This is a genomic window from Advenella sp. RU8 (genome assembly GCF_048381675.1).
In the GTDB taxonomy this organism is placed as follows: Bacteria; Pseudomonadota; Gammaproteobacteria; order Burkholderiales; family Burkholderiaceae_B; genus Advenella.
On record NZ_JBLWIS010000003.1, the window covers coordinates 297524 to 317908 of the forward strand.

Annotated in this window: 15 protein-coding genes, 2 tRNA genes and 1 pseudogene; 13 read left to right on the plus strand and 5 right to left on the minus strand. The window is 47.8% G+C overall.

The annotated features are described in order from the left end of the window. Positions 1 to 89: 89 nt before the first annotated feature. Positions 90 to 917, minus strand: a complete 828-nt coding sequence (locus tag ACM5Q9_RS06360) for an outer membrane protein assembly factor BamD (RefSeq protein ID WP_418143890.1) — start codon at positions 915 to 917, stop codon at positions 90 to 92. An 85-nt stretch (positions 918 to 1002) separates the two neighbouring features. Between ACM5Q9_RS06360 and ACM5Q9_RS06365 the strand changes: the two genes are divergently transcribed. The 5 genes from ACM5Q9_RS06365 (at position 1003) to phaR (ending at position 5930) form a co-directional block, all read left to right on the plus strand. Next, the gene (locus ACM5Q9_RS06365) at positions 1003 to 1974 is read left to right on the plus strand and encodes an RluA family pseudouridine synthase (protein WP_418143891.1); all 972 of its coding nucleotides are present in this window, start codon (positions 1003 to 1005) and stop codon (positions 1972 to 1974) included. Next, a complete protein-coding gene (gene pgeF, locus ACM5Q9_RS06370; protein ID WP_418143892.1) occupies positions 1971 to 2771 on the plus strand; it encodes a peptidoglycan editing factor PgeF in 801 nt (266 codons plus the stop codon). The genes ACM5Q9_RS06365 and pgeF overlap by 4 nt, the downstream gene beginning before the upstream one ends. Positions 2772 to 2897: 126 nt before the next feature. After that, positions 2898 to 4532 carry a PHA/PHB synthase family protein gene (locus ACM5Q9_RS06375; protein ID WP_418143893.1) on the plus strand — a complete coding sequence of 545 codons (1635 nt, stop codon included), beginning with the start codon at positions 2898 to 2900 and terminating at the stop codon, positions 4530 to 4532. A 42-nt stretch (positions 4533 to 4574) separates the two neighbouring features. Then, on the plus strand, positions 4575 to 5312 hold the full coding sequence (phbB, locus tag ACM5Q9_RS06380; RefSeq protein WP_418143894.1) for an acetoacetyl-CoA reductase: 738 nt from the start codon (positions 4575 to 4577) through the stop codon (positions 5310 to 5312). A gap of 57 nt (positions 5313 to 5369) precedes the next feature. Beyond that, positions 5370 to 5930: a polyhydroxyalkanoate synthesis repressor PhaR gene (gene phaR / locus ACM5Q9_RS06385; RefSeq protein WP_418143895.1), complete on the plus strand. Its 561-nt coding sequence runs from the start codon at positions 5370 to 5372 to the stop codon at positions 5928 to 5930. A gap of 22 nt (positions 5931 to 5952) precedes the next feature. Here the strand turns inward: phaR and ACM5Q9_RS06390 are convergent, their stop codons facing one another. After that, the gene (locus tag ACM5Q9_RS06390; protein ID WP_418143896.1) at positions 5953 to 7089 is read right to left on the minus strand and encodes a GNAT family N-acetyltransferase; all 1137 of its coding nucleotides are present in this window, start codon (positions 7087 to 7089) and stop codon (positions 5953 to 5955) included. Between the two features lies 1 nt (position 7090). On the opposite strand from ACM5Q9_RS06390, the gene ACM5Q9_RS06395 reads away from it, so the two are divergent. From ACM5Q9_RS06395 to ACM5Q9_RS06405, 3 genes are all read left to right on the plus strand, one after another. Continuing rightward, positions 7091 to 8107, plus strand: a complete 1017-nt coding sequence (locus ACM5Q9_RS06395) for a CobW family GTP-binding protein (protein ID WP_418143897.1) — start codon at positions 7091 to 7093, stop codon at positions 8105 to 8107. Positions 8108 to 8319: 212 nt separating this feature from the next. Next, a complete protein-coding gene (locus ACM5Q9_RS06400; RefSeq protein ID WP_418143898.1) occupies positions 8320 to 9849 on the plus strand; it encodes a hypothetical protein in 1530 nt (509 codons plus the stop codon). A 132-nt stretch (positions 9850 to 9981) separates the two neighbouring features. Continuing rightward, positions 9982 to 11142: a zinc ribbon domain-containing protein gene (locus ACM5Q9_RS06405; protein ID WP_418143899.1), complete on the plus strand. Its 1161-nt coding sequence runs from the start codon at positions 9982 to 9984 to the stop codon at positions 11140 to 11142. A 200-nt stretch (positions 11143 to 11342) separates the two neighbouring features. On the opposite strand, the gene ssb is transcribed toward ACM5Q9_RS06405, so the two are convergent. The 3 genes from ssb to ACM5Q9_RS06420 form a co-directional block, all read right to left on the minus strand. Then, positions 11343 to 11765, minus strand: a complete 423-nt coding sequence (ssb, locus tag ACM5Q9_RS06410; RefSeq protein WP_418143900.1) for a single-stranded DNA-binding protein — start codon at positions 11763 to 11765, stop codon at positions 11343 to 11345. A gap of 241 nt (positions 11766 to 12006) precedes the next feature. After that, positions 12007 to 12083, minus strand: a tRNA-Met gene (locus ACM5Q9_RS06415). Positions 12084 to 12425: 342 nt separating this feature from the next. Beyond that, positions 12426 to 12502 (minus strand) — tRNA-Met (locus ACM5Q9_RS06420). An 82-nt stretch (positions 12503 to 12584) separates the two neighbouring features. On the opposite strand from ACM5Q9_RS06420, the pseudogene scpB reads away from it, so the two are divergent. The 5 genes and pseudogenes from scpB to infB form a co-directional block, all read left to right on the plus strand. Beyond that, a pseudogene (gene scpB / locus ACM5Q9_RS06425) lies at positions 12585 to 13098 on the plus strand (SMC-Scp complex subunit ScpB); the annotation flags it as partial. Between the two features lie 293 nt (positions 13099 to 13391). After that, the gene (gene rluB / locus ACM5Q9_RS06430; RefSeq protein ID WP_418143901.1) at positions 13392 to 14930 is read left to right on the plus strand and encodes a 23S rRNA pseudouridine(2605) synthase RluB; all 1539 of its coding nucleotides are present in this window, start codon (positions 13392 to 13394) and stop codon (positions 14928 to 14930) included. 309 nt (positions 14931 to 15239) lie between these two features. Continuing rightward, positions 15240 to 15722: a ribosome maturation factor RimP gene (rimP, locus tag ACM5Q9_RS06435; protein WP_418143902.1), complete on the plus strand. Its 483-nt coding sequence runs from the start codon at positions 15240 to 15242 to the stop codon at positions 15720 to 15722. Beyond that, positions 15719 to 17203 (plus strand): transcription termination factor NusA, encoded by a 1485-nt coding sequence (gene nusA, locus ACM5Q9_RS06440; RefSeq protein WP_418143903.1) that lies wholly within the window; start codon positions 15719 to 15721, stop codon positions 17201 to 17203. The genes rimP and nusA overlap by 4 nt, the downstream gene beginning before the upstream one ends. A gap of 75 nt (positions 17204 to 17278) precedes the next feature. Beyond that, on the plus strand, positions 17279 to 20380 hold the full coding sequence (gene infB, locus ACM5Q9_RS06445) for a translation initiation factor IF-2 (RefSeq protein ID WP_418143904.1): 3102 nt from the start codon (positions 17279 to 17281) through the stop codon (positions 20378 to 20380). Positions 20381 to 20385: the final 5 nt, after the last annotated feature.

Below are 20385 nucleotides of genomic sequence, written 5' to 3' on the forward strand. Positions count from 1 at the left end.
AAGTGATGAAAAACCCCGGCAAGCTGGCTCTTAAGCCGCTTTGCCGGGGTTTTTTAAACCTGGTTAGGTTTTTGTGTAGCGTTGTGATTTTAGTTGTTAAACCATGAAGCGGGTTTGAACATGTCGGACCAGTGCTTGTCGCCATCAAGGCCTTGGGCAATATATTTGCTGTTGGGGAAGTTCTGGTCAAGAACGCGCTTGGCGTCGTTAGCCTGTTCATTCATGCCCAGCTTTTCATAAGACATCATCATGATGTACAGGGCGCGCTCGGCAGCCTGTACGCCCGAGAAGTCACGAATGACTGCCTGGCTGCGGTTGATGGCGGCTACATAGGCATCCCGTTTGTAGTAGTATTCGGCAATGTTAACTTCGTTTTCTGCAATCGTGCTAACCAGCCAGGTAAGGCGGGAACGCGCATCATGGGCATAACGGCTGTCGGGGAATCGGGTGACCAGTTCATTGAATGCCTGGTAGGACTGGCGCAGGCCTTTAGGGTCACGTTCGCTGGGGTCCTGACCGGTATAGCTGCTTAGGAAGGCGCTTGGAGGTGTAAAGGTAACCAGGCCTTTAAGGTAAAGCATGTAATCGGTACCTGGGTGGTTGGGGTACAATGCCAGGAATCGGTTAATGGCTGCCGTTGCCTGTTCGGGTTCGTCATCTTTCCAGTAAACATAGGCCTGGTCAATAAGTGCCTGTTGGGCCTGGCTGCTATAAGGGAAGCGGGTTTCTACAGCTTTCAGGTTTTGGCTGGCACCTTTCCATTCAGAAGCACGGACGTTCTCACGGGCTTCCTGGTAAAGCTGGTCTGCTGTCCAACCTTGTGTTTTGTCTTCCTGGCTCTTGAACACACCACTGCACCCGGCAACGGCCACGGAACACAGCACCAATAATGAGTGACGAATAATACTTTTTTGCATAATTAGATGGGTTACAGTAAGTTAAAGGCCAAAACGGTTCACACAATGTTAGCATTGCGACTCAACATTATATGATTATTAATCCATGTCTGATACTACAATTTCCCAACAAGATGAATTTATTGACACAGAACCACGGATTTTCAGGGTTCCGGTTTCAGTAAAGGGTGATCGCCTTGATAAGATATTGGCGCAATTAATTCCCGAGCATTCAAGAAGCCGGTTGCAATCCTGGATAGAAACAGGGTGTGTAACGGTCAATGAAAAACCGGGTAAAGTCAGGCAAATTGTGGGACCCAGCGATATTATTACCGTTTGGGAGCCGATTGCCGAAGAAAGCCTTGCGTTCACCCCAGAGCCCGTTGAATTTACGGTTTTGGGTGAAAGCAGCCAGTGGCTGGTGGTTGAAAAACCGGCGGGCCTGGTTACCCATCCGGGGGCCGGTAATTGGCACGGTACCCTGCTCAATGGCCTGCTGTACCGTTTTCCGGAATTGGCTCATGTGCCACGGGCGGGTATTGTTCATCGGCTAGATAAAGATACTTCCGGTCTTCTGGTGGTGGCCCGTACCGAACAGGCGCAGACGCATCTGGTCCGGCAATTGCAGGCCCGTACGGTGGGCCGCGAATATGTTGCCCTGGTAATGGGGCAGGCCAAGCCCCAGGGATTGATAGACGCCCCGATTGGCCGTGACCGGAAAGTGCCGGTCCGGATGTCTGTTGATCGTCCGGTTGCCCCCAAAGAGGCCCGTACCCATTACACTTTGCTGGCCTCGGGCAGGGTGCAGGACAAGGCGGTGTCAATGGTGCGTTGTAAACTGGAAACCGGGCGCACGCATCAGATCAGGGTGCATCTATCCAGTATCGGGCATCCGCTTCTGGGCGATGAATTGTATGGTGGCAAGCCCTTGGCGGGGGCGCAGCGCCAAATGCTGCATGCGCGTCGCCTCCAATTCATCGATCCGGAAACCGAATCTCTTTGCGAGTTTGAGTCCGGACTGGCTGAAGACATGCAGCAGGTTATTGCAGCTATTCAATGGGAAGAAGCACTTCAATGACGATTACACAAACTGATAATGATAATCTCGGTGCAAGCTGGAAAAATCTCCATACCGTAACAGGCAAACCGTGGCCCGGCGTGCAGTATTTTTGTACTACCCGGCAGGGTGGCCAGAGCCTGCCCCCCTATGATTCCATGAATATGGGCTTGCATACGGGCGATGATCCGGTTGCCGTTGGGCAAAACCGGGCCAGGCTACAGCGCCTGTTGCCGGGACCAGTGGTATGGCTTGAACAGGTGCATGGTACTGATGTCCATGATGTCGACCAGGCTGGTGAAAATGCGTTCCCTGTTACGGCAGATGCAGCGGTCACCACGCAAACCAACAAGGTGCTGGCCATCATGACGGCGGATTGCTTGCCGGTTGTCTTGGCTTCTGAGAACGGTGAGGTGATTGGGGCAGCGCATGCTGGCTGGCGAGGCTTGTTAAATGGCGTGCTTGAAAACACCCTGGGCAAGATGCGATGCAAAACCCGGGAGAGTAATTTTCGGGCATGGATTGGTCCAGCCATCGGATTTGAGGCTTTTGAGGTAGGGCAAGAAGTTTATGACGCTTTTATGAATAATGATGAAAATCAGGCGTTGTATTTTCGGTCACATCCCCATCATCCGGGAAAATGGCTGGCTGATTTATCGGCACTTGCAGTTTACCGCCTGCAAAAAAATGGCGTAAATGTTGTTGAGGAAAGCGAATTATGTACATTCATGAATCATGATCGTTTTTTTTCCTATCGCAGGCAAAACCGTACAGGCCGCATGGTAACTGTTGCGTGGAAGATAAAACTACCTGCATAAGTCTTGGCCCGGACAAGCTTATCTTTTACAAAGTTGAATAACTTTGAGTATTCCTTTATCGTAAAGGTACTAGCGTATAAGCAAATGTTGTAACGCTTTTCGGGATTACAAAAGGGGCAAAAAATAATGAAGTATGACCAGTTTACGAAAACCATGCCGTGGATGATGCCAATGGTTAATCCGGAGCAAATCCGGCACTTGCAAACAGAGTTCACTGAAAACTTCAGGCAACTTATGATGCAGGCCACCCAAGGAAATCTGCCCGCGATGAAAGACCGTCGTTTCAGCAGCGAGGCCTGGCAGCATAATCCACAATTTTCTGCACTGGCCCATCTTTACCTGCTTTCAGCCCAAACCATGAATAAATGGGTTGATCAACTTGAAATCCCCGAGTCCAACCGGGAGCGCCTGAAATTTTCGGTAACCCAATGGCTGGATGCATTTGCTCCCTCCAATTTTTTTGCCCTTAACCCTGATGCCCTGAAAGCCTTTCAGGAAAGCCAGGGTGAGTCCTTGCAAAAAGGCATGGCCAACCTGATGCATGACATGCAAAAAGGACGCATTTCCCAAACCGACGAAACGGTTTTTGAAGTGGGCCGTAACCTGGCGATTACCGAAGGTTCAGTGGTATTTGAAAACCCGTACTTTCAGCTTATCCAATACAAACCACAAACTCCTACGGTGCATGAAAAACCATTGTTAATGGTGCCGCCCTGCATCAATAAATATTACATTCTCGACTTGCAGCCCGAAAATTCCCTGGTGGCATACACGGTTGCCCAGGGCCATAGTGTTTTCCTGGTATCCTGGCGCAACCCTCTGCCTGAGGATGACGATGGCATTCAGCAGGCCACTTGGGAGGATTACATTGAAAATGGCGTGTTAAAGGCCATTTCGGTGGTGGCCGAAATTTCAGGGCAGGACAAAATTAACGCGCTGGGTTTTTGCGTTGGCGGAACAATGCTGGCATGTGCCTTGGCCGTGGCCCGCAAAAGGGGCCAGGATCCGGTGGCAGCATTAACCCTATTAACCACGTTCCTGGATTTTGAAAATACCGGCATCATGGATGTGTTTGTCGATGAGGCGCATGCATCCATTCGTGAACAGCAATTGGGGCAGGGTGGTTTGCTTTCAGCGGCAGAGTTGGGTACCACCTTTTCATTTTTGCGTCCCAACGAACTGGTCTGGAATTATGTGGTCAACAATTACCTGAAAGGGCAATCACCTACTGCATTTGATTTGCTGTACTGGAACTCAGATGGTACCAATCTGCCGGGGCCTTTCTTTACCTGGTATTTCCGTAATACCTACCTGGAAAATAATCTTAAAAAGCCCAATTACCTCAGTATTTCAGGCACGCCCGTAGATTTGGGCCTATTGGACATGCCTGCCTATGTGTATGCCTCAAAAGAGGATCATATCGTGCCATGGGATTCTGCTTACGCTTCCATGCATATCCTTCAGGGCCCTAAACGGTTTGTATTGGGGGCATCCGGACATATTGCCGGGGTTATCAATCCGCCAGCTAAAAACAAGCGCAATTATTGGGTTTCGAATACGCAGGCAGAGCAGGGGTTTCCGGTTAGCAGCGAATGGTTTGACAACACCACCCAGGTACAAGGCAGCTGGTGGCCAGATTGGTCTGAATGGCTGGCTTCGCATGCCGGTAAAAAAGTGCGGGCACGGAAAACGCCAGGCAATGGGAATTACCCTGAGATAGAGGCTGCCCCCGGCAAGTATGTCAAAGTTAAGGCAGTATAGTATTAGTATTTGTAAATGAGTAAATAAATATCCGGAGATTTTATGAGTCAGAAAATTGCATATGTAACAGGTGGTATGGGTGGTATAGGAACGTCTATTTGCCAGCGGTTGCACAAGGATGGTTTCAAGGTCATTGCCGGTTGCGGACCTAACCGTAATGCGCAAAAGTGGCTCGATGAGCAAGCTGCCCTTGGGTATAAGTTTTATGCTTCGGCAGGTAACGTTGCCGATTGGGACTCTACCGTTGCCGCCTTTGACAAAGTGAAAAAAGAGCATGGTCCCGTTGATGTGCTGGTGAATAACGCCGGCATTACCCGTGATGGCGTTTTTCGTAAAATGAGCCTTGAAGACTGGAAAATGGTGATGGACACCAACCTTAACAGCCTGTTCAACGTTACCAAACAGGTAATCGAGCACATGTATGAAAAACGTTGGGGCCGTATTATCAATATCAGTTCTGTTAACGGTCAAAAAGGCCAGTTCGGCCAAACCAACTATTCTACGGCCAAGGCGGGTATTCATGGTTTTACCATGGCACTTGCCCAGGAAGTGGCCAGCCGTGGTGTGACGGTAAATACCGTTTCTCCTGGTTATATTGGCACGGAAATGGTTCAGGCCATTCGCCCTGAAGTCCTGGAACAAATTGTGGGTACCATTCCCGTTCGCCGTTTGGGCACGCCTGAAGAAATCGCCTCAATGGTGGCATGGCTGGCTTCCGAAGATGCCGGTTTTAGCACAGGTGCGGATTTCTCGGTAAATGGTGGCTTGCATATGGGGTAATTCCTTGCCCCACCTTTACGGGTGGGGTTCTACATTTTAATATATGAATAAATTAATATGATAAATTCACCAGAAACCGGGCAAACACGTATTATTAAAAAATACCCCAACCGCCGGCTTTATGATACCGAATCTAGTACCTATATTACGTTGGCAGATGTCAGGAAACTGGTGCTTGATAACGTCAAGTTTCAGGTGCTTGATGCCAAAACCAGTGAAGATCTTACCCGAAGCATTTTGCTGCAAATCATTCTTGAGCTGGAAGGGGGCGGCGTACCCATGTTCAGTTCCACCATGCTCGAGCACATTATTCGTTTCTATGGCAATGCCATGCAGGGGGTAATGGGTTCCTATCTGGAAAAAAACATGCAGGCGTTTGTTGATATCCAGGAACGTCTGGCTGATCAATCCAAGAGCATGTATGGTTCCCAGTTCAGTCCCGATGCTTGGGCACAATTCATGAATATACAGGCTCCGGTATTGAATAATGCCATGAGCAATTATGTGGAACAGTCCAAAAACCTGTTTGTCCAAATGCAAGAGCAAATGCAAAACCAGACACAAAACATGTTTGGTGCCTTTCCCTTTGTAACGCCACAAGATAAAGACAAGAAATAAGGGAAGCAATACCCTGATTCATTTAACCGGTGTGCCTGAATGGGGAGTGTGTTGCCAGCATGTCAACATATTTCCCGACCTGGCGGCTTTCATGATCCAGAAATTCTTCAATCGCAGCCGCAAAATCTTTTCTGGCAATCCAGTGTGCCGAATAGGTGGTTATAGGCAGTAAACCGCGTGCCAGCTTATGTTCTCCTTGGGCACCACCTTCAAAATAACGGAATTTATTTGCAATGCAAAACTCAATGCTTTGCATATAACAGGTTTCAAAATGCAGGCCGGGGATAAATTCGTGTGCTCCCCAATAGCGCCCATAAACGGTATCATCACCTACAATATTCAGGGCACTGGCAATCGGCTGATTATTTTTAAGCGCAAGAATCAATAAGATGTTTTCCGGGCATTTTTGCAGGTATGTCTGGAAAAACGCATCATTCAGATAGGGTTCACGGCCACGCTCGTAATAAGTGTTTTGGTAGCAGGAAATAAAAAAACCAAGGGTTTCCGGGGTTATATCCTTGCCCCGCAAATGCCTGAAGCTGACACCGGCGGCCTGTACTTTTTTACGGTCCTGGCGGATTTTTTTGCGTTTGTCATAAGTGAGCTGTTTCAGGAAATCCTCAAAATTTTCATAATTCTGGTTTTTCCAGTGAAACTGCACATCTTCCCGGATCATGTAGCCACATTCGCGCAGAATACGTAAATCTTCCTGGTTGGGGAACAGGACATGAAGGGAAGAAACTCCCATTTTTTTGGCTATTTCAATGGCTTGCTCGGCCAGGACCCGTTTGTGTAGCGGGTTGTTCGCCAGCAACCGGGGGCCGCTTACCGGTGTGAATGGAACGCTGCAAACCAGTTTGGGATAATACGGCAAACCGTGTCGTTCAAAGGCATTGGCCCAAGCCATATCAAAAACAAATTCGCCACGTGAATGGGTTTTTAAATAAAGCGGCATTAGCCCCAAGGGGGTTTGCTGTTCGTCTTGCAGGTAAAGATATTGGGCATACCAGCCACAATCCGGGGTAACGCAGGCACTGGTGTGCAGCGTTTGCAGGAAATCGGGACTGATAAAAGGGTTTTTCTGGCAGAATGAATGCCAGGTATCCGCCTCAAGTTCTGGGGGTGAGTCTAGTATCGAAATCTGCAGTTTTTGGGACATAATGAATCAGTACAACACAGGTAAACAGGGAATAGGCGTCACGGTGATAACCGGTTTCCTTGGGAGCGGTAAAAGTCATTTTATCAGGCAATTGTTAACGCGGCCTGATGCGGGTCAGATTGCCGTTATCGTTAATGAAATTGGCCAGGTTGGGCTGGATCATTTGATATACAGGCATCTTAGCGCACAGGTTGCCTTGCTTGAAGGCGGTTGCCTGTGTTGCCAGTTGAATAACGACCTGGGCCAAACGCTGCGTGAACTGTTTATGTTGGCCATGCAAAAGAAAATTCCTCCTTTCAGGCATGTCATTATTGAAACTTCGGGCCTGGCCGACCCGTCTTCCATTATCTTCACCTTGAAGCATGATTTTTTTCTGAAAGAGCGCTTTTACGAAGCGGGCGTTTTATGCCTGGTGGACTGTTGCTACGCAGAACTGCAGCAGGACAGCCCGGAGTGGTTAAGCCAACTGCTGGCGGCGGACGTGGTGATGTTGTCTAAAGATGATTTATGCCCGGAAAAGGTGCCGGCCATCACAAGCCGGATAGACTCGGTTGGTGCCGGCATTTCCGTAATCAACAGGTCGCAGTTAGAGGGAATTGACGATTTCTTTGCGTATTTTTCGGCCCTGAAACAGCGGGGCAGGGAAAAGCTGCGTGCTTTTGGTGCGCGCTGGCAAACAGGAAGTGCCCTGTCTTTACAAGCATTGAAGCCAGTGGTCAATCATACAGCGGTGGATGTTGTTTCGATTACCTTTGGGCAGGTGGTAAAAAGGGGGCGTTTTATTGCTGCCTTGGATGCTATTGGGAAGAAATATGGCCCTGCCCTGTTAAGAATGAAGGCATTGGTGCGGTTCGTTGGCGATAATGCTTATTATCATGTGCATGGGGTACACGATCAGCGCTCGTCGTTTGAAAAGCTTGAAATGGCTCCTCAGGAAGGGGATGACATAAGACCGTGTGTGGTATTGATTATCAAGAAAGGCCACTGGGAAGAAACAGACAGGACACTTTTTGATTGACTTGTTGTTGGTTGGTTTTAGGTGGCAGGGTAATCCCCTCGAAAAATAAACGTATTAAAGGGTGAATTTTTTCTTAATGGAATCAGGAAATTTTGCATGAAGACCTCACGTTTTTCCGATAGCCAAATTCTTGTGATTTTGAAAATGGTTATGGATATACAATCACGAAACTTATCCAGCAGGACATGCCGAAAGCTATATGAGGACATCCCATGAAAAAAATACCCACAACAACACTTTTTGCTTTGACCGGGCTATTTATGTTCTCACCGGTGATCAGCTGGGCTGGATACTGGGAGCTTGTCAATATTCATCATGATATCAAGCATTTTAATGAGCAACTTGTGGACAAGAAATATTGGTCTCACAGCATGAGCGGCTCCGCTGGCACCGGGGAATTTACCACCAAGTATGTGGGACCCACTGAAAAAGACGATTATGCCCCAAGAGGCAAAAATGGGGAGAACGCAACGGTCAAAGGCAGTGTGTCAGCTCCTCCTCGATATATCGACGGTGGGCAATTGGTAAGGCTATCCGTTGATCTTTCCATCACCTCAACGAAGCAGCATCTTTTTGATTTTGATGGAAATGCCTATGCCCGGTTTGATGAGCCGGGTGTGCCTATCGGGCACGTTACTAGAGGTCCTATCGACTTCACCGCTAACGATGCCGATGGCAAACCATTGAAACTGAATGTTTGGCTGTATGCGCCAACGAACTGGCGGGTAAAAGAATATGGCAATAAGGCCAACTTGAGTACCGCGGTATTCGCTAAGGCGCCTAGGGGTCGGAAGGATGATCAGAAAATAGCCCTCTATACAGCAATTGGCATGGGGAACATGATCTCCCGCACGGAGTACGTCTATCGTTGGCATACTGAAGGGACCGCCCCTTCATCAGCACAGGACGGTGATGGTTCATTTCTGAGTTGGACGCTCCCTGGCGGAATTGTGATTATTTTGATTGGCACCGGAGTCTATATACTCAATCGTAATCGAAAGATAAACAAACCCTCCAGAAACTGGATAAAAAATGAGCAGTCACTTAAAGAAAAGAGGGACAAACTGCTCGAGATGGCGGAAGCGGCTGACAAGGAAGGTCTTGAGACTAAACACGATAATGCAAAAAGATTGGCACATAAGTATGATCAGTGGCTTTCGGATGTTAAGCGGAGCGGTGAAAAAGCCATCTTTGGTAGGGACAAGGAGTTCAAAAAGCTTAACGAAATGTTCAGAAGGTTTATACGTGGAGACGTCGGATGGGAACAAGAGGCTTCGGATGGTTTCTACGAAACTTTCAATGAAAGAGTTCAGCGGAACTGGAGTAGAGAGTCAGATATTTGGATGGAAGGTGGTTCAAATACTATTCACGAAGCGGTGAAAGGTGATACGGCAAAGTCAAAGACTTTCCAAGTATTATTCACGTCGATCGGCGGTAAATTTATAGGAAATGTGCTAGGAGTGGTAACTACCGGGGCGGAGACCGTTGCGTCAGCGAAAGACGAAATTGAGAAGGGGAAAAGTGTTGGATATACCTTCACTAAGGTTATGATCAATGCAACCATTGATACTGTGACTGGTGAGATAGTGGGGGGCGGTACTTCCAACGCAGTGGATCTGGCGGATGGACGCCGAATTTTCGCCGATCCGACCAATGAGAAAGCATTGAGATTTGTAGAAAATACTGTTACGGAGTTTTATTCTGACCTCGGTAAGTCGGCTGCTGAAATCACTTTATATTAACAGCGACTCTTCTGTTCAGTCTCTTTCCGATGGTGTTCTTACTCAAAATCCCTGCATGAAGAATACCATTGCACAATTAAAGGATGCTATTAGTAAGAGTAAAACTAGCAAAAAAGTGTGGAGCTATAAACAATGAAAGAAGTAATTACAATTCCGACCAACAAGATCCTGCCAGCTGGCAGAACCCTGGGAATCGAACCCAACCGGTTGTCAGAGGTGTCCGGCTTCCCGGATATCACAGGGACGACCAAGGTTGAGCGGGAATGGGAAGCACTGCTTCCTACGCTCCTTGCTCCTGGGAAAGTATCTATGCTGATGAAGGGAAATAGGGATCAGGCCATTGAACTGTCTAGCCTTTCCAGTGGTGATGGAAAGATCCTCATGTACAGCGGAAAAGCTGACGGGAATACGCATATTAGGACTCTTGAACCTAAGCAGTTTCGGGAAGAGTTAATGGCTGTCATGGCAACAAATATCCCTGGAAAAGACATTGCTCGGCCTATGAGTCTGGATGCGCTTTTTGTTTTGGCTGCTTTGTCGGATTTTATAAAAAGGCAGAAGGCTCAAATCATGCTAGGGTTAACGCAGGAGCCAACCCCGCCGACACTGAGTGAAATCCAAAGCCTGCTTGATAAAGCCGAAAACACAATGGAAGCAAGATGGTGGCTTACACCTTTCCTCTATCATATTTATGGCCTGAGGAGAAAAATTGTTGTTTCAGATGCTGTGACGCAGCTTCAGACGTTTGAGCTTGTCGCGGAAAATGAAGGAAATGTATATCCGACAGAAGCGGGGTTCATCCTGCTAGACCAACTGACTTTCAGGCGCGGCATTGTTGGATTTCATAGCTTTTATTTTGAAGAAGGAAAGCCTGTGCAAAGCACGCAGGTGCTTTTGAATACCCTGGACGGTATTTGGCTTATGGAATGCGGAGAAAACAGCGTGTTGTCTAGTCTGAGTGCTTCGGAGGCGGAGCGGTTAATAGAGCAGGCGCTGTCACCGGGTGAGGCCGTTCCAAAGGAAGGCGGGCATCAAGCACCGGTATCACCCACCTTAACCATACCCGTACCAACTGAGGGACCAGTAACGGTAGCAGTATCTGATATCTGGTTTTGCAGCTGCGGCCAACACAATGAGGGAAAATTTTGCATCGCCTGTGGGAAGCCAAAGGAGGGAGCCGCACAGACTAAAAAGAAACGTTTTTGCCAATATTGTGGCAGTGAAGCGAAGAGCGATGCCAAGTTCTGCGTGAATTGTGGCCAGAAAATCCATGAGTCGGCCAGGCTTTCATAGACAGTTTATTGACTCGGAAAAGCATTGCCGTCCGTAGTTCACCGCTTAGTCCTTATCCGTCTGGTAATCCATGTCTGTTATGCACGCCCCATTAGGGTATCCATCCGGTAAACCCACCTTGAGTCTACCCCTCTAAATACGGGAAGATCGTGTCCATGATAATTAAGTGGGCACGATAATGAATTATCTCTATAGATGATCTAAAACGGAATGTCATCTACGGGAGTTTCGTGAGGGAGTGGAGTGACTTCAGTTGACTTTTCTTCATTGGCAATATCAGTGCCGCTGCCACCTCCCAGCATTTGCATTTGGTCAGCAATAATATCCGTTGAGTAACGGTCTTGCCCGGTGTTTTTGTCTTGCCATTTGCGTGTTTTGATGCGGCCTTCTACGTACACGGCGCTGCCTTTTTTAAGATATTGGCCTGCAACCTCAGCTAAACGACCATAAAACGTTATACGATGCCACTCGGTTTCTTCGCGGCGTTCGCCTGTGTTTTTATCTTTCCAGTTTGCGGTTGTGGCAATAGAGATATTGCACATGGTTGCGCCGTCCGGGCTGTGCCTGACTTCGGGGTCACGACCCAGGTTTCCTACTAAAATGACTTTATTGACTGATGCCATAAGGATTTCCTGAAAAAGTAATGTGAATCAGGTTTTATGGTACAAAAAGAAGCTGGGATTACTGGGTAAAAATACCGCATTATATCCATTGCGATTATTGCGTAGCAACTGTTGCTTTCGGGTGTTAAGTGCCAATATGGGGGAAGAGATAGATGCAGAAAAAATGCTGTGCGGTTCGCGTGAAAGGAACCGGATTGAAAAAAAGCCTGCTTCAATAAAGAAACAGGCTTTTTATGTATTCTGGTTGCGGGGGCAGGATTTGAACCTACGACCTTCGGGTTATGAGCCCGACGAGCTGCCAGACTGCTCCACCCCGCGTCTGAAGAATTAAATATTAACCCTAATGCTGTATGTAGGCAAGTCTTTTTCTGATATTTTACACATTTATTACAAATTGGCTGCTTTTTGGTTGTTTTTAAGTGGATATTAGTGCTTTAATCGAAACATAAGAGACGAAAACTAATGCCAAGACTATTACCAAGTTTGTGTGTGCTGGTTGGTTTTAAAATGACTTGGCGGCAAGGCCTGCAAAAATCATTAAAGCCAGAAAGCCCAAAAAAACGTGCCAAGAAAGAAACCGGTCAAAACCCTACGGCAAAAAGCTTATGGCAAAAAGTAAAAAAGCCTGCTTCAATAAAGAAACAGGCCTTTTATGTATTCTGGTTGCGGGGGCAGGATTTGAACCTACGACCTTCGGGTTATGAGCCCGACGAGCTGCCAGACTGCTCCACCCCGCGTCTGAAGAATATAATAGTAGTCTACCTGCTATAATAATGCAAGCCGGATAATTGATTTTAATAACAAACCCCTTACTGAACCATGGATGAAAATTTAATAAAGAATGTGCTGGAGGCCGCGCTGTTGTGTGCTCAGCAACCAATGAGGACATCTGATCTGGCAAAATTGTTCGCAGAATCGGATGATGTAAAAATTGATGTAATTAAGCAACAACTGTTAAATTTGCAAGACGCATGGTCAAATAAAGGTTTAGAATTAGCGCAATTGGCTAGCGGGTGGCGTTTTCAAAGTCGCCCACACATGCAAAAGTATTTAGAACGCCTTAATCCAGAAAAACCACCTAAATATTCCAGGGCGGTATTGGAAACATTGGCAATTATTGCCTGGCGTCAACCTGTTACACGGGGCGACATAGAAGATATACGCGGTGTAACGGTTTCTTCCCAAATCATTAAAACTTTAGAAGAACGTGGCTGGATAGAGGTATTGGGTCATAGGGATGCACCTGGAAGGCCTGCCTTATTTGGTACCACAAAACATTTTTTGGATGATCTGGGATTAAAAGCGCTAGATGAGTTGCCTGGTTTGGCCTCTGAGGGAGAGGTACTTCTGGCTGCCGGAGATAAACTTGCCGGCTTGTTTCCTGCCGAGGAAAGTCCGGAAGAAAATAGCAGTCATGAGCAATCGCCAGTTGCAGATTTAAATCCTGATATGGCAGTTGTCCCTGAAAACGGGCAAATTGTTAATAACGGGTAAAAAGCAATATACAGTTAAGTAAAAAACGTTGGCATGCATGATTTTTTGCGTGTTGGTGTTTGATTAATGGTGAATCACTAAGACCACTTTAATTTCAAGGTGCTTTCGGAAGAAGGTCAAATAAGCAAATATATGAATACAGTAACGGAAACCGTCACGATTGTAGCGGGTGGTGATGTGCAGCCTGAATCTGCTCAGGTGAAAAGCAAAGGTCGTAAATTACGAACACCTTTCAGGCGCAGGCGTGCCGATGCCACAATTGAAGCCAAAAAAGAAAAAACAGTTGCGGTGGAACAGCCGGAAATCTCACCGGTTCCTGCTAAACGAACCCGTAAGCCAGCTGCAAAAAGTACTGCGGCAGCAGGAAAGCGTGTGCCGGCAGCCCGCAAGCCGGCGGCGAATCGCCCGGCGCAGGAAGTGCATGCGCCTTCTTTGGGTGATGAAGAGCAGGTATTTGATGAAAATGAATCTAATAGTGCGCTGGCATTCCTGGATAAATCGGCAAAACTCGAACAGCGTTTGGGTAAATACCTGACCAGTGATGCGGTCATGCCCAAGCTGCACAAGGTATTGGCTGATGCGGGCGTGGGTTCCCGCCGCGAGATGGAAGAATTGATTATTGCCGGGCGTGTTTCGGTGAATGGTGAGCCTGCCCATATTGGTCAACGGGTTGGTGTCAATGATGTTGTCCGTGTTAACGGGCGACTGGTTGCACGGCCTAATGCCAAGCGTCCACCCCGTGTAATTTTGTACCATAAACCGGCTGGGGAAATTGTCAGTCATGATGATCCCGAAGGGCGCGCAACCGTGTTTTCACGTTTGCCTAAGATGCGTACCGGTAAATGGGTATCAGTGGGCCGTCTTGATTTGAATACCGAAGGATTGCTGATTTTTACCACATCGGGTGATCTGGCCAATAGGTTTATGCACCCACGTTATGGTAATGAGCGTGAATATGCAGTTCGCGTCTTGGGTGATTTGGGTGCGGAGCAAATCGCATCTTTGACTAAGGGTATCCAGCTTGATGATGGCATGGCTGCGTTTGGTGCCATGGAGCATATTGGTGGTGAAGGTAGCAATCGCTGGTATCGGGTCACGATTCAGGAAGGACGCAATCGCGAAGTTCGTCGTATGTTCGAGGCGGTAGGTGTGACAGTCAGTCGTCTTATTCGTACGCGTTTTGGTGAGGTTGTCTTGCCAAGGAACTTGCGTCGTGGTCGCTGGGAAGAGCTTGATGCTTCTTTGGTTGTTGCGCTGATGGTTCGTCTGGGCTTGATGAAGGCTGAAGATGATTCTGCTCCAGGCAAGGGGCGTGACCGTCAGCCTATATCGCATGATAATGCCATGCCACCAGGGTTTGAGTCTGCGGTTCCTGATATGGGTTTTGGTCCTTCCTCTTATGGCAGGGCGGCAGGTAATGCGCAGCGCAAGCCTGCGCGTCCCGGAGGTTTGTATAATCGCAAAAGCAATCAACCCCGTAGCGAAGGGGAAGGTTATGTCAAGCATTCACCCAGGAAAAATACCCGTTCTGGCCAAGAGGCGGGTGCTCGTTCCGAGGGGGATACAAAGTCTCGAAGAACGGCGCGTAATAAAGATGATTGGCAGCCCAAAGGTGCTGCGGCCCATGAATCCAGGTTAGGGGTTATTGGTCGTGGCAGGGGTGGCCGATAGGTCGTTGTATGTTGTTTTGTTGATAAAATATCAAATACTTAGCAAAATGTTAGGATTTTTGATATAATCATAGGTTGTCTAGTTGTAAATTTCTTTTTTGCAAAGAATATGCAATTAGTTTATGGAACGAACATATAAAAATAGTGGTTTTTGGTCTTGGGCAAGCCCGTAAATGTTGCGGGTAATCTTCTTGACTTGATTTGGTGCTTATAATTTAGGCAGGTAAATGCAAGTTAAAAAGTGGTGGCATGTAAGACCAAACCGGTGTTTTTGTAAACAATGGGCTGTAAAAGCCCATTTTTTTATTGTATGGCTGATTTATATACTCTTACTGAACAAGCGATAGCTGGCCTTGGGGTCGAGCTGGTTGATGTCGAACGTGCCGCGTTCGGGTTGCTGCGTGTAACCATAGATCGTGAAGAGGGCGTTCGAATTGAAGACTGTGAACAGGTTTCTCGTCAATTGTCGCGGGTGTTTGAAGTTGAAAATATCGACTACAAGCGCCTCGAGGTCGGTTCGCCAGGTGTAGATCGCCCCTTGCGTACGCTGGCTGATTTCAAACGGTTCACCGGCGAACGGGTGGAAATTAAATTACGTGAAGCTGTAGATAATCGCAAAGTCTTTACCGGGATTTTGTCGCAGGAAACGGCTTCTGATGGAACGCAGACAGGACAATTCTGTCTGGAATTTGATGTTAAAAAGAACGAAACTCAAGTCATTGTTTTTGCATTTGAAGATGTAGAAAAGGCAAAACTTGATCCGGTTCTTGATTTCAAGGGTAAAAAGCGATGAGTCGCGAAATTCTTCTATTGGTTGATGCGTTAGCGCGTGAAAAAAATGTGACACGTGAAGTGGTTTTTAGTGCGCTTGAGAGTGCTTTGGCCTCAGCCATGAAAAAACGTTTTAAAGAAGATGCTGATATTCGTGTAACGATAGATCGGGCTACGGGCGCTCACGAAGGCTACCGTCGCTGGCTCGTCGTGCCCGATGAGGCCGGTTTGCAAGAGCCTGATCGTCAGGAGTTGCTTAGCGAAGCCCAAGAAATCAAGCCCGGCATCCAGGAAGGCGAATATATCGAAGAGCCGCTTGAACCCGTCGAGTTTGGCCGGATTGGTGCGCAGGCAGCCAAACAGGCTATCTTGCAAAAAATCCGTGACGCTGAGCGCGAACAAGTGCTCAATGACTTCTTGGAACGTGAGGAAAGCATTATTGCCGGTACTGTCAAGCGCCTTGATAAGGGTGATGCAATTATTGAAACCGGTAAAATTGAAGCCAGGCTTCCGCGCAGCGAAATGATTCCTAAGGAAAACTTGCGGGTCGGTGATCGTGTTCGCGCATGGGTGGCCAAGGTAGACCGGACAGCTCGTAACCAGCAAATCATCTTGTCCCGTACAGCACCCGAATTTATTCGTGAATTGTTCGAAAATGAAGTGCCCGAGATTGAACAGGGCCTGCTTGAAATCAAGGCGGCTGCCCGTGATCCTGGGATGCGTGCCAAAATTGCCGTGGTCGCCTACGATAAAAGAATCGATCCAATCGGAACTTGTGTAGGTATGCGTGGTTCGCGAGTAACCGCCGTTCGTAATGAATTGGGCGGAGAACAGGTTGATATCGTGTTGTGGGCGGATGATCCGGCTGAATTTGTTATCGGAGCCCTTGCTCCCGCCAATGTTGAATCTATTCTTGTTGATGAAGAAAAACATGCGATGGATGTTGTGGTGGATGCCGAAAACCTGCCCAAGGCTATTGGTTCAAAAGGCCAGAACGTAAGATTGGCGTCTGACCTGACCGGCTGGCAAATCAATATCATGACGCCTGAAGAAAATCGCAATCGCCAGGATGAAGAACGGGCTGAAATGCGTGCCACGTTCATTGAGAAACTGGATGTTGATGAAGAAATGGCTGATATCCTTATCGATGAGGGCTTTACCGGTCTTGAAGAAGTAGCTTATGTGCCTATTCAGGAATTGCTTGAAATTGATGGTTTCGATGAAGATACCGTCAATGAATTGCGTAACCGTGCCCGTACCGCTTTGCTGACCGAAGCCATTGTGCAGGAAGAGCGTGTTGAAACCGCACAGGACCTGCTTGATCTTGAAGGCCTGACACCGGAATTAATTGCCAAACTGACCGAGGGTAACGTTCACACGCGTGATGACCTGGCCGAGTTGTCAACCGATGAGTTGTCGGAAATCACCGGCTTGTCAGAAGAAGAAGCTGGTGAATTGATTATCAAGGCACGAGCCCACTGGTTTGATGAAGATGAAAAGTAATCTTCATATCTACAGTTTTAATCAGATTGCCTATTGAATGTTGTTGAATTGTTGTGAAAGGGAAGAGAGAGCCTAATGCCCAGTATTACTGTTGCCCAGTTTGCCGTCGAACTGAAATTACCTGCTAATGTGTTGCTTGAACAGCTTCGTGGGGCAGGTGTTAATGTGAATTCTGTAGAGGATAATGTCACCGAGAGCGATAAAGCCAAACTACTGGATTCCCTTCGCCGCGCGCATGGTGCAAAAGAGGGTAAGAAAATTACGGTCACACGCCGTGAAACGTCAGAAATCCGTCAGGCGGATAGCTCCGGGCGCTCTCGTACCATTCCGGTTGAAGTTCGAAAAAAACGGGTTTTTGTTAAACGGGATATCGTTGAGGACAAAGATGCTTCTCCAGAAGCCACAAAGACTGTTGCTCCCGTAACAGTTCCTGAAGTTGTGGTAAAAACGCAGCCAGAAGTTGCTCCAGAGCAAAAATTGGTGTTGCAAAAAGAAGAAAATGCATCAGTTGCGCAAACTTCTGCTGCGAAAGTCTCTCCTGAAGCAGTACAATTGCAAGATAAGCCGCAAGATGTTGCACAAACAGTTGCCAATGTATCTCCTGAAAAGGTGTCTGGTGCTGCTGACGAAGTGCTTGAACAGCCAGAATCTAATGCATCTGCCAATGTGGCAAAAGAAGTGAAATCCACAGAGCCTGACGGTATTCCTCAGCCGCAAGTTCAACAATCATCCGTCAAACCGGATGAATCATCAATTACATCTCAACAGGTTGAGAACAAAGAAGTGCATACTGAATCCAAAAATATGCCGTCTACTTCAGTAAAAGCTGATCAAAAACCAGCTCAGGCGTCGACGGTTAAAAGTAAATCTCCAGAATCAGGCCGTGTCAACGAGTCTCGTGATGCCAAAGCATCACGGCCAGCTGACAATAAGCCTGGTCCGGCCAAACAGGCCGCAAGAAGTGAAGTGGCCAAGGTCAAGACACCTGTCACTACAGCGGCAGTCAATAAAGATGTCAATATCCGTCATAAAAAGCCGGTTACAGAGCCAAGGCGTGAGCCAGTAGATAACGCAGCCCGTGAAGAGGCGCGTCGTCAGGCTGAAGCCGAAGCAGCCGCCTTGCGTGATATGCTTAACCGTCCTCGCAAGGTTTTGCGTGCGGCACCTGCTAGTCCTGATGCCGCCGAGGCAGGTAAGAAAGCAGTCAAGAAAGAAGTCAAACCTGCAGTTGGCGCGAAAAAAACAGATCGTGACAGCAACTGGAATGATGGCTCTCGTGGTAAAAAACCTGTCGAGAAACGTGCAGCGACACCTGCCAAAGTTCAGGAAGAGGGCTGGCGTGCAGGTGGTGGTCGTAGCAGCGGTAAAAACAATCGCAGGAATCAGCCGCAGATGGTTAAAGAGCCGGCAGCACCAGAATTCATTTCGCGTGATGTGCATGTGCCAGAAACCATTTCAGTGGCTGACCTGGCTCACAAAATGTCGGTCAAGGCTGCTGAAGTCATCAAGCTGTTAATGAAGATGGGCCAAATGGTTACCATTAACCAGATTCTTGACCAGGAAACCGCCATGATCGTGGTTGATGAGTTGGGTCACCATGCCATTGCTGCCAAACTTGACGACCCAGAGGCATTCCTTGATGAAAGTGCTGAAAGTATTGACGTCGAGCTACTGCCTCGTGCACCGGTTGTAACCGTTATGGGGCACGTTGATCATGGTAAAACTTCCCTTCTTGACTACATTCGCCGTGCCAAAGTGGCTGTGGGCGAAGCCGGCGGCATTACCCAGCACATTGGCGCTTATCGCGTTAAAACCGAAGGCGGTGTAGCTACCTTCCTGGATACTCCCGGACACGAGGCATTTACTGCCATGCGTGCGCGTGGTGCCCAGGCAACCGATATTGTCATTCTGGTGGTTGCTGCCGATGACGGCGTCATGCCGCAAACGCGTGAAGCTATTCACCATGCTAAAGCAGCAGGTGTGCCTTTGGTTGTTGCCATTAACAAGGTGGACAAACCCGAAGCTAATCCCGAGCGCGTAAAACAAGAACTGGTTGCCGAAGAAGTGGTTCCTGAAGAGTACGGTGGTGATGTGCCATTTGTGCCTGTATCAGCCAAAACCGGTTTTGGTATCGATGACCTTATCGAGAACGTATTGTTGCAGGCTGAAATTCTTGAATTGAAAGCCGCTGTTGATGCACCTGCCAAAGGCGTAGTGATTGAATCTAGTCTGGACAAGGGGCGTGGTCCCGTTGCTACCATTCTGGTTCAAAGTGGTACCCTCAAGCGTGGTGATGCCATTTTGGTTGGCGCAAGCTATGGCCGTGTGCGTGCCATGCTTGATGAAACAGGTAAAAACATTCCTAAAGCCGGGCCATCCGTACCCGTTGAAATCCAAGGTTTGTCTGATGTTCCTGCTGCCGGTGATGAGGTTCAGGTGGTTATTGACGAGCGCAAGGCACGTGAAATTGCTTTGTTCCGTCAAGGTAAATATCGCGACGTGAAACTGGCACGCCAGCAAGCTGCTAAACTTGAATCCATGTTTGATAACATCGGAGAAGGTAAGCAAACGCTTGAACTCATTGTTAAAACCGATGTTCAGGGTTCACAGGAAGCATTGGTGCAATCGTTGGTTAAATTGTCTACCGATGAAATCCGTGTGCGGGTTGTTCATGCTGCCGTTGGTGGTATCTCTGAAAGCGACGTGAATCTGGCCATTGCATCCAATGCGGTAATTATTGGCTTTAACGTACGCGCAGATCAAAGTACGAAAAAACTGGCTGAATCAAACGGCATTGATATCCGTTACTACAACATTATTTATGATGCGGTAGATGATGTTAAAAAAGCCATGTCCGGTATGCTTACGCCTGAAAAACGCGAAGAAATTATTGGTATGGTTGAGATTCGTGAGGTTTACAGTATTTCCCATATTGGTAAAGTGGCTGGGTGTATGGTAACTGATGGAGTCGTACGCAGAGACTCTCAAGTTCGTCAGTTGCGCAATCATGTAGTCATCTGGACTGGTCACCTTGATTCTCTCAAACGCTTCAAGGATGATGCCAAAGAAGTTAAATTCGGCTTCGATTGCGGTATTACTTTAAGGGGCAATAACGATATCGAAGTGGGCGATCAGCTTGAAATCTTCGAAATCAAAGAAATTGCCCGTACGCTGTAAATTTA

Bases quoted from the DNA above. Each gene is read 5' to 3' on its own strand.
- ACM5Q9_RS06360 (WP_418143890.1), bottom strand. From the start codon at position 917: ATGCAAAAAAGTATTATTCGTCACTCATTATTGGTGCTGTGTTCCGTG.
- ACM5Q9_RS06365 (WP_418143891.1), top strand. From the start codon at position 1,003: ATGTCTGATACTACAATTTCCCAACAAGATGAATTTATTGACACAGAA.
- pgeF (WP_418143892.1), top strand. From the start codon at position 1,971: ATGACGATTACACAAACTGATAATGATAATCTCGGTGCAAGCTGGAAA.
- ACM5Q9_RS06375 (WP_418143893.1), top strand. From the start codon at position 2,898: ATGAAGTATGACCAGTTTACGAAAACCATGCCGTGGATGATGCCAATG.
- phbB (WP_418143894.1), top strand. From the start codon at position 4,575: ATGAGTCAGAAAATTGCATATGTAACAGGTGGTATGGGTGGTATAGGA.
- phaR (WP_418143895.1), top strand. From the start codon at position 5,370: ATGATAAATTCACCAGAAACCGGGCAAACACGTATTATTAAAAAATAC.
- ACM5Q9_RS06390 (WP_418143896.1), bottom strand. From the start codon at position 7,089: ATGTCCCAAAAACTGCAGATTTCGATACTAGACTCACCCCCAGAACTT.
- ACM5Q9_RS06395 (WP_418143897.1), top strand. From the start codon at position 7,091: ATGAATCAGTACAACACAGGTAAACAGGGAATAGGCGTCACGGTGATA.
- ACM5Q9_RS06400 (WP_418143898.1), top strand. From the start codon at position 8,320: ATGAAAAAAATACCCACAACAACACTTTTTGCTTTGACCGGGCTATTT.
- ACM5Q9_RS06405 (WP_418143899.1), top strand. From the start codon at position 9,982: ATGAAAGAAGTAATTACAATTCCGACCAACAAGATCCTGCCAGCTGGC.
- ssb (WP_418143900.1), bottom strand. From the start codon at position 11,765: ATGGCATCAGTCAATAAAGTCATTTTAGTAGGAAACCTGGGTCGTGAC.
- rluB (WP_418143901.1), top strand. From the start codon at position 13,392: ATGAATACAGTAACGGAAACCGTCACGATTGTAGCGGGTGGTGATGTG.
- rimP (WP_418143902.1), top strand. From the start codon at position 15,240: ATGGCTGATTTATATACTCTTACTGAACAAGCGATAGCTGGCCTTGGG.
- nusA (WP_418143903.1), top strand. From the start codon at position 15,719: ATGAGTCGCGAAATTCTTCTATTGGTTGATGCGTTAGCGCGTGAAAAA.
- infB (WP_418143904.1), top strand. From the start codon at position 17,279: ATGCCCAGTATTACTGTTGCCCAGTTTGCCGTCGAACTGAAATTACCT.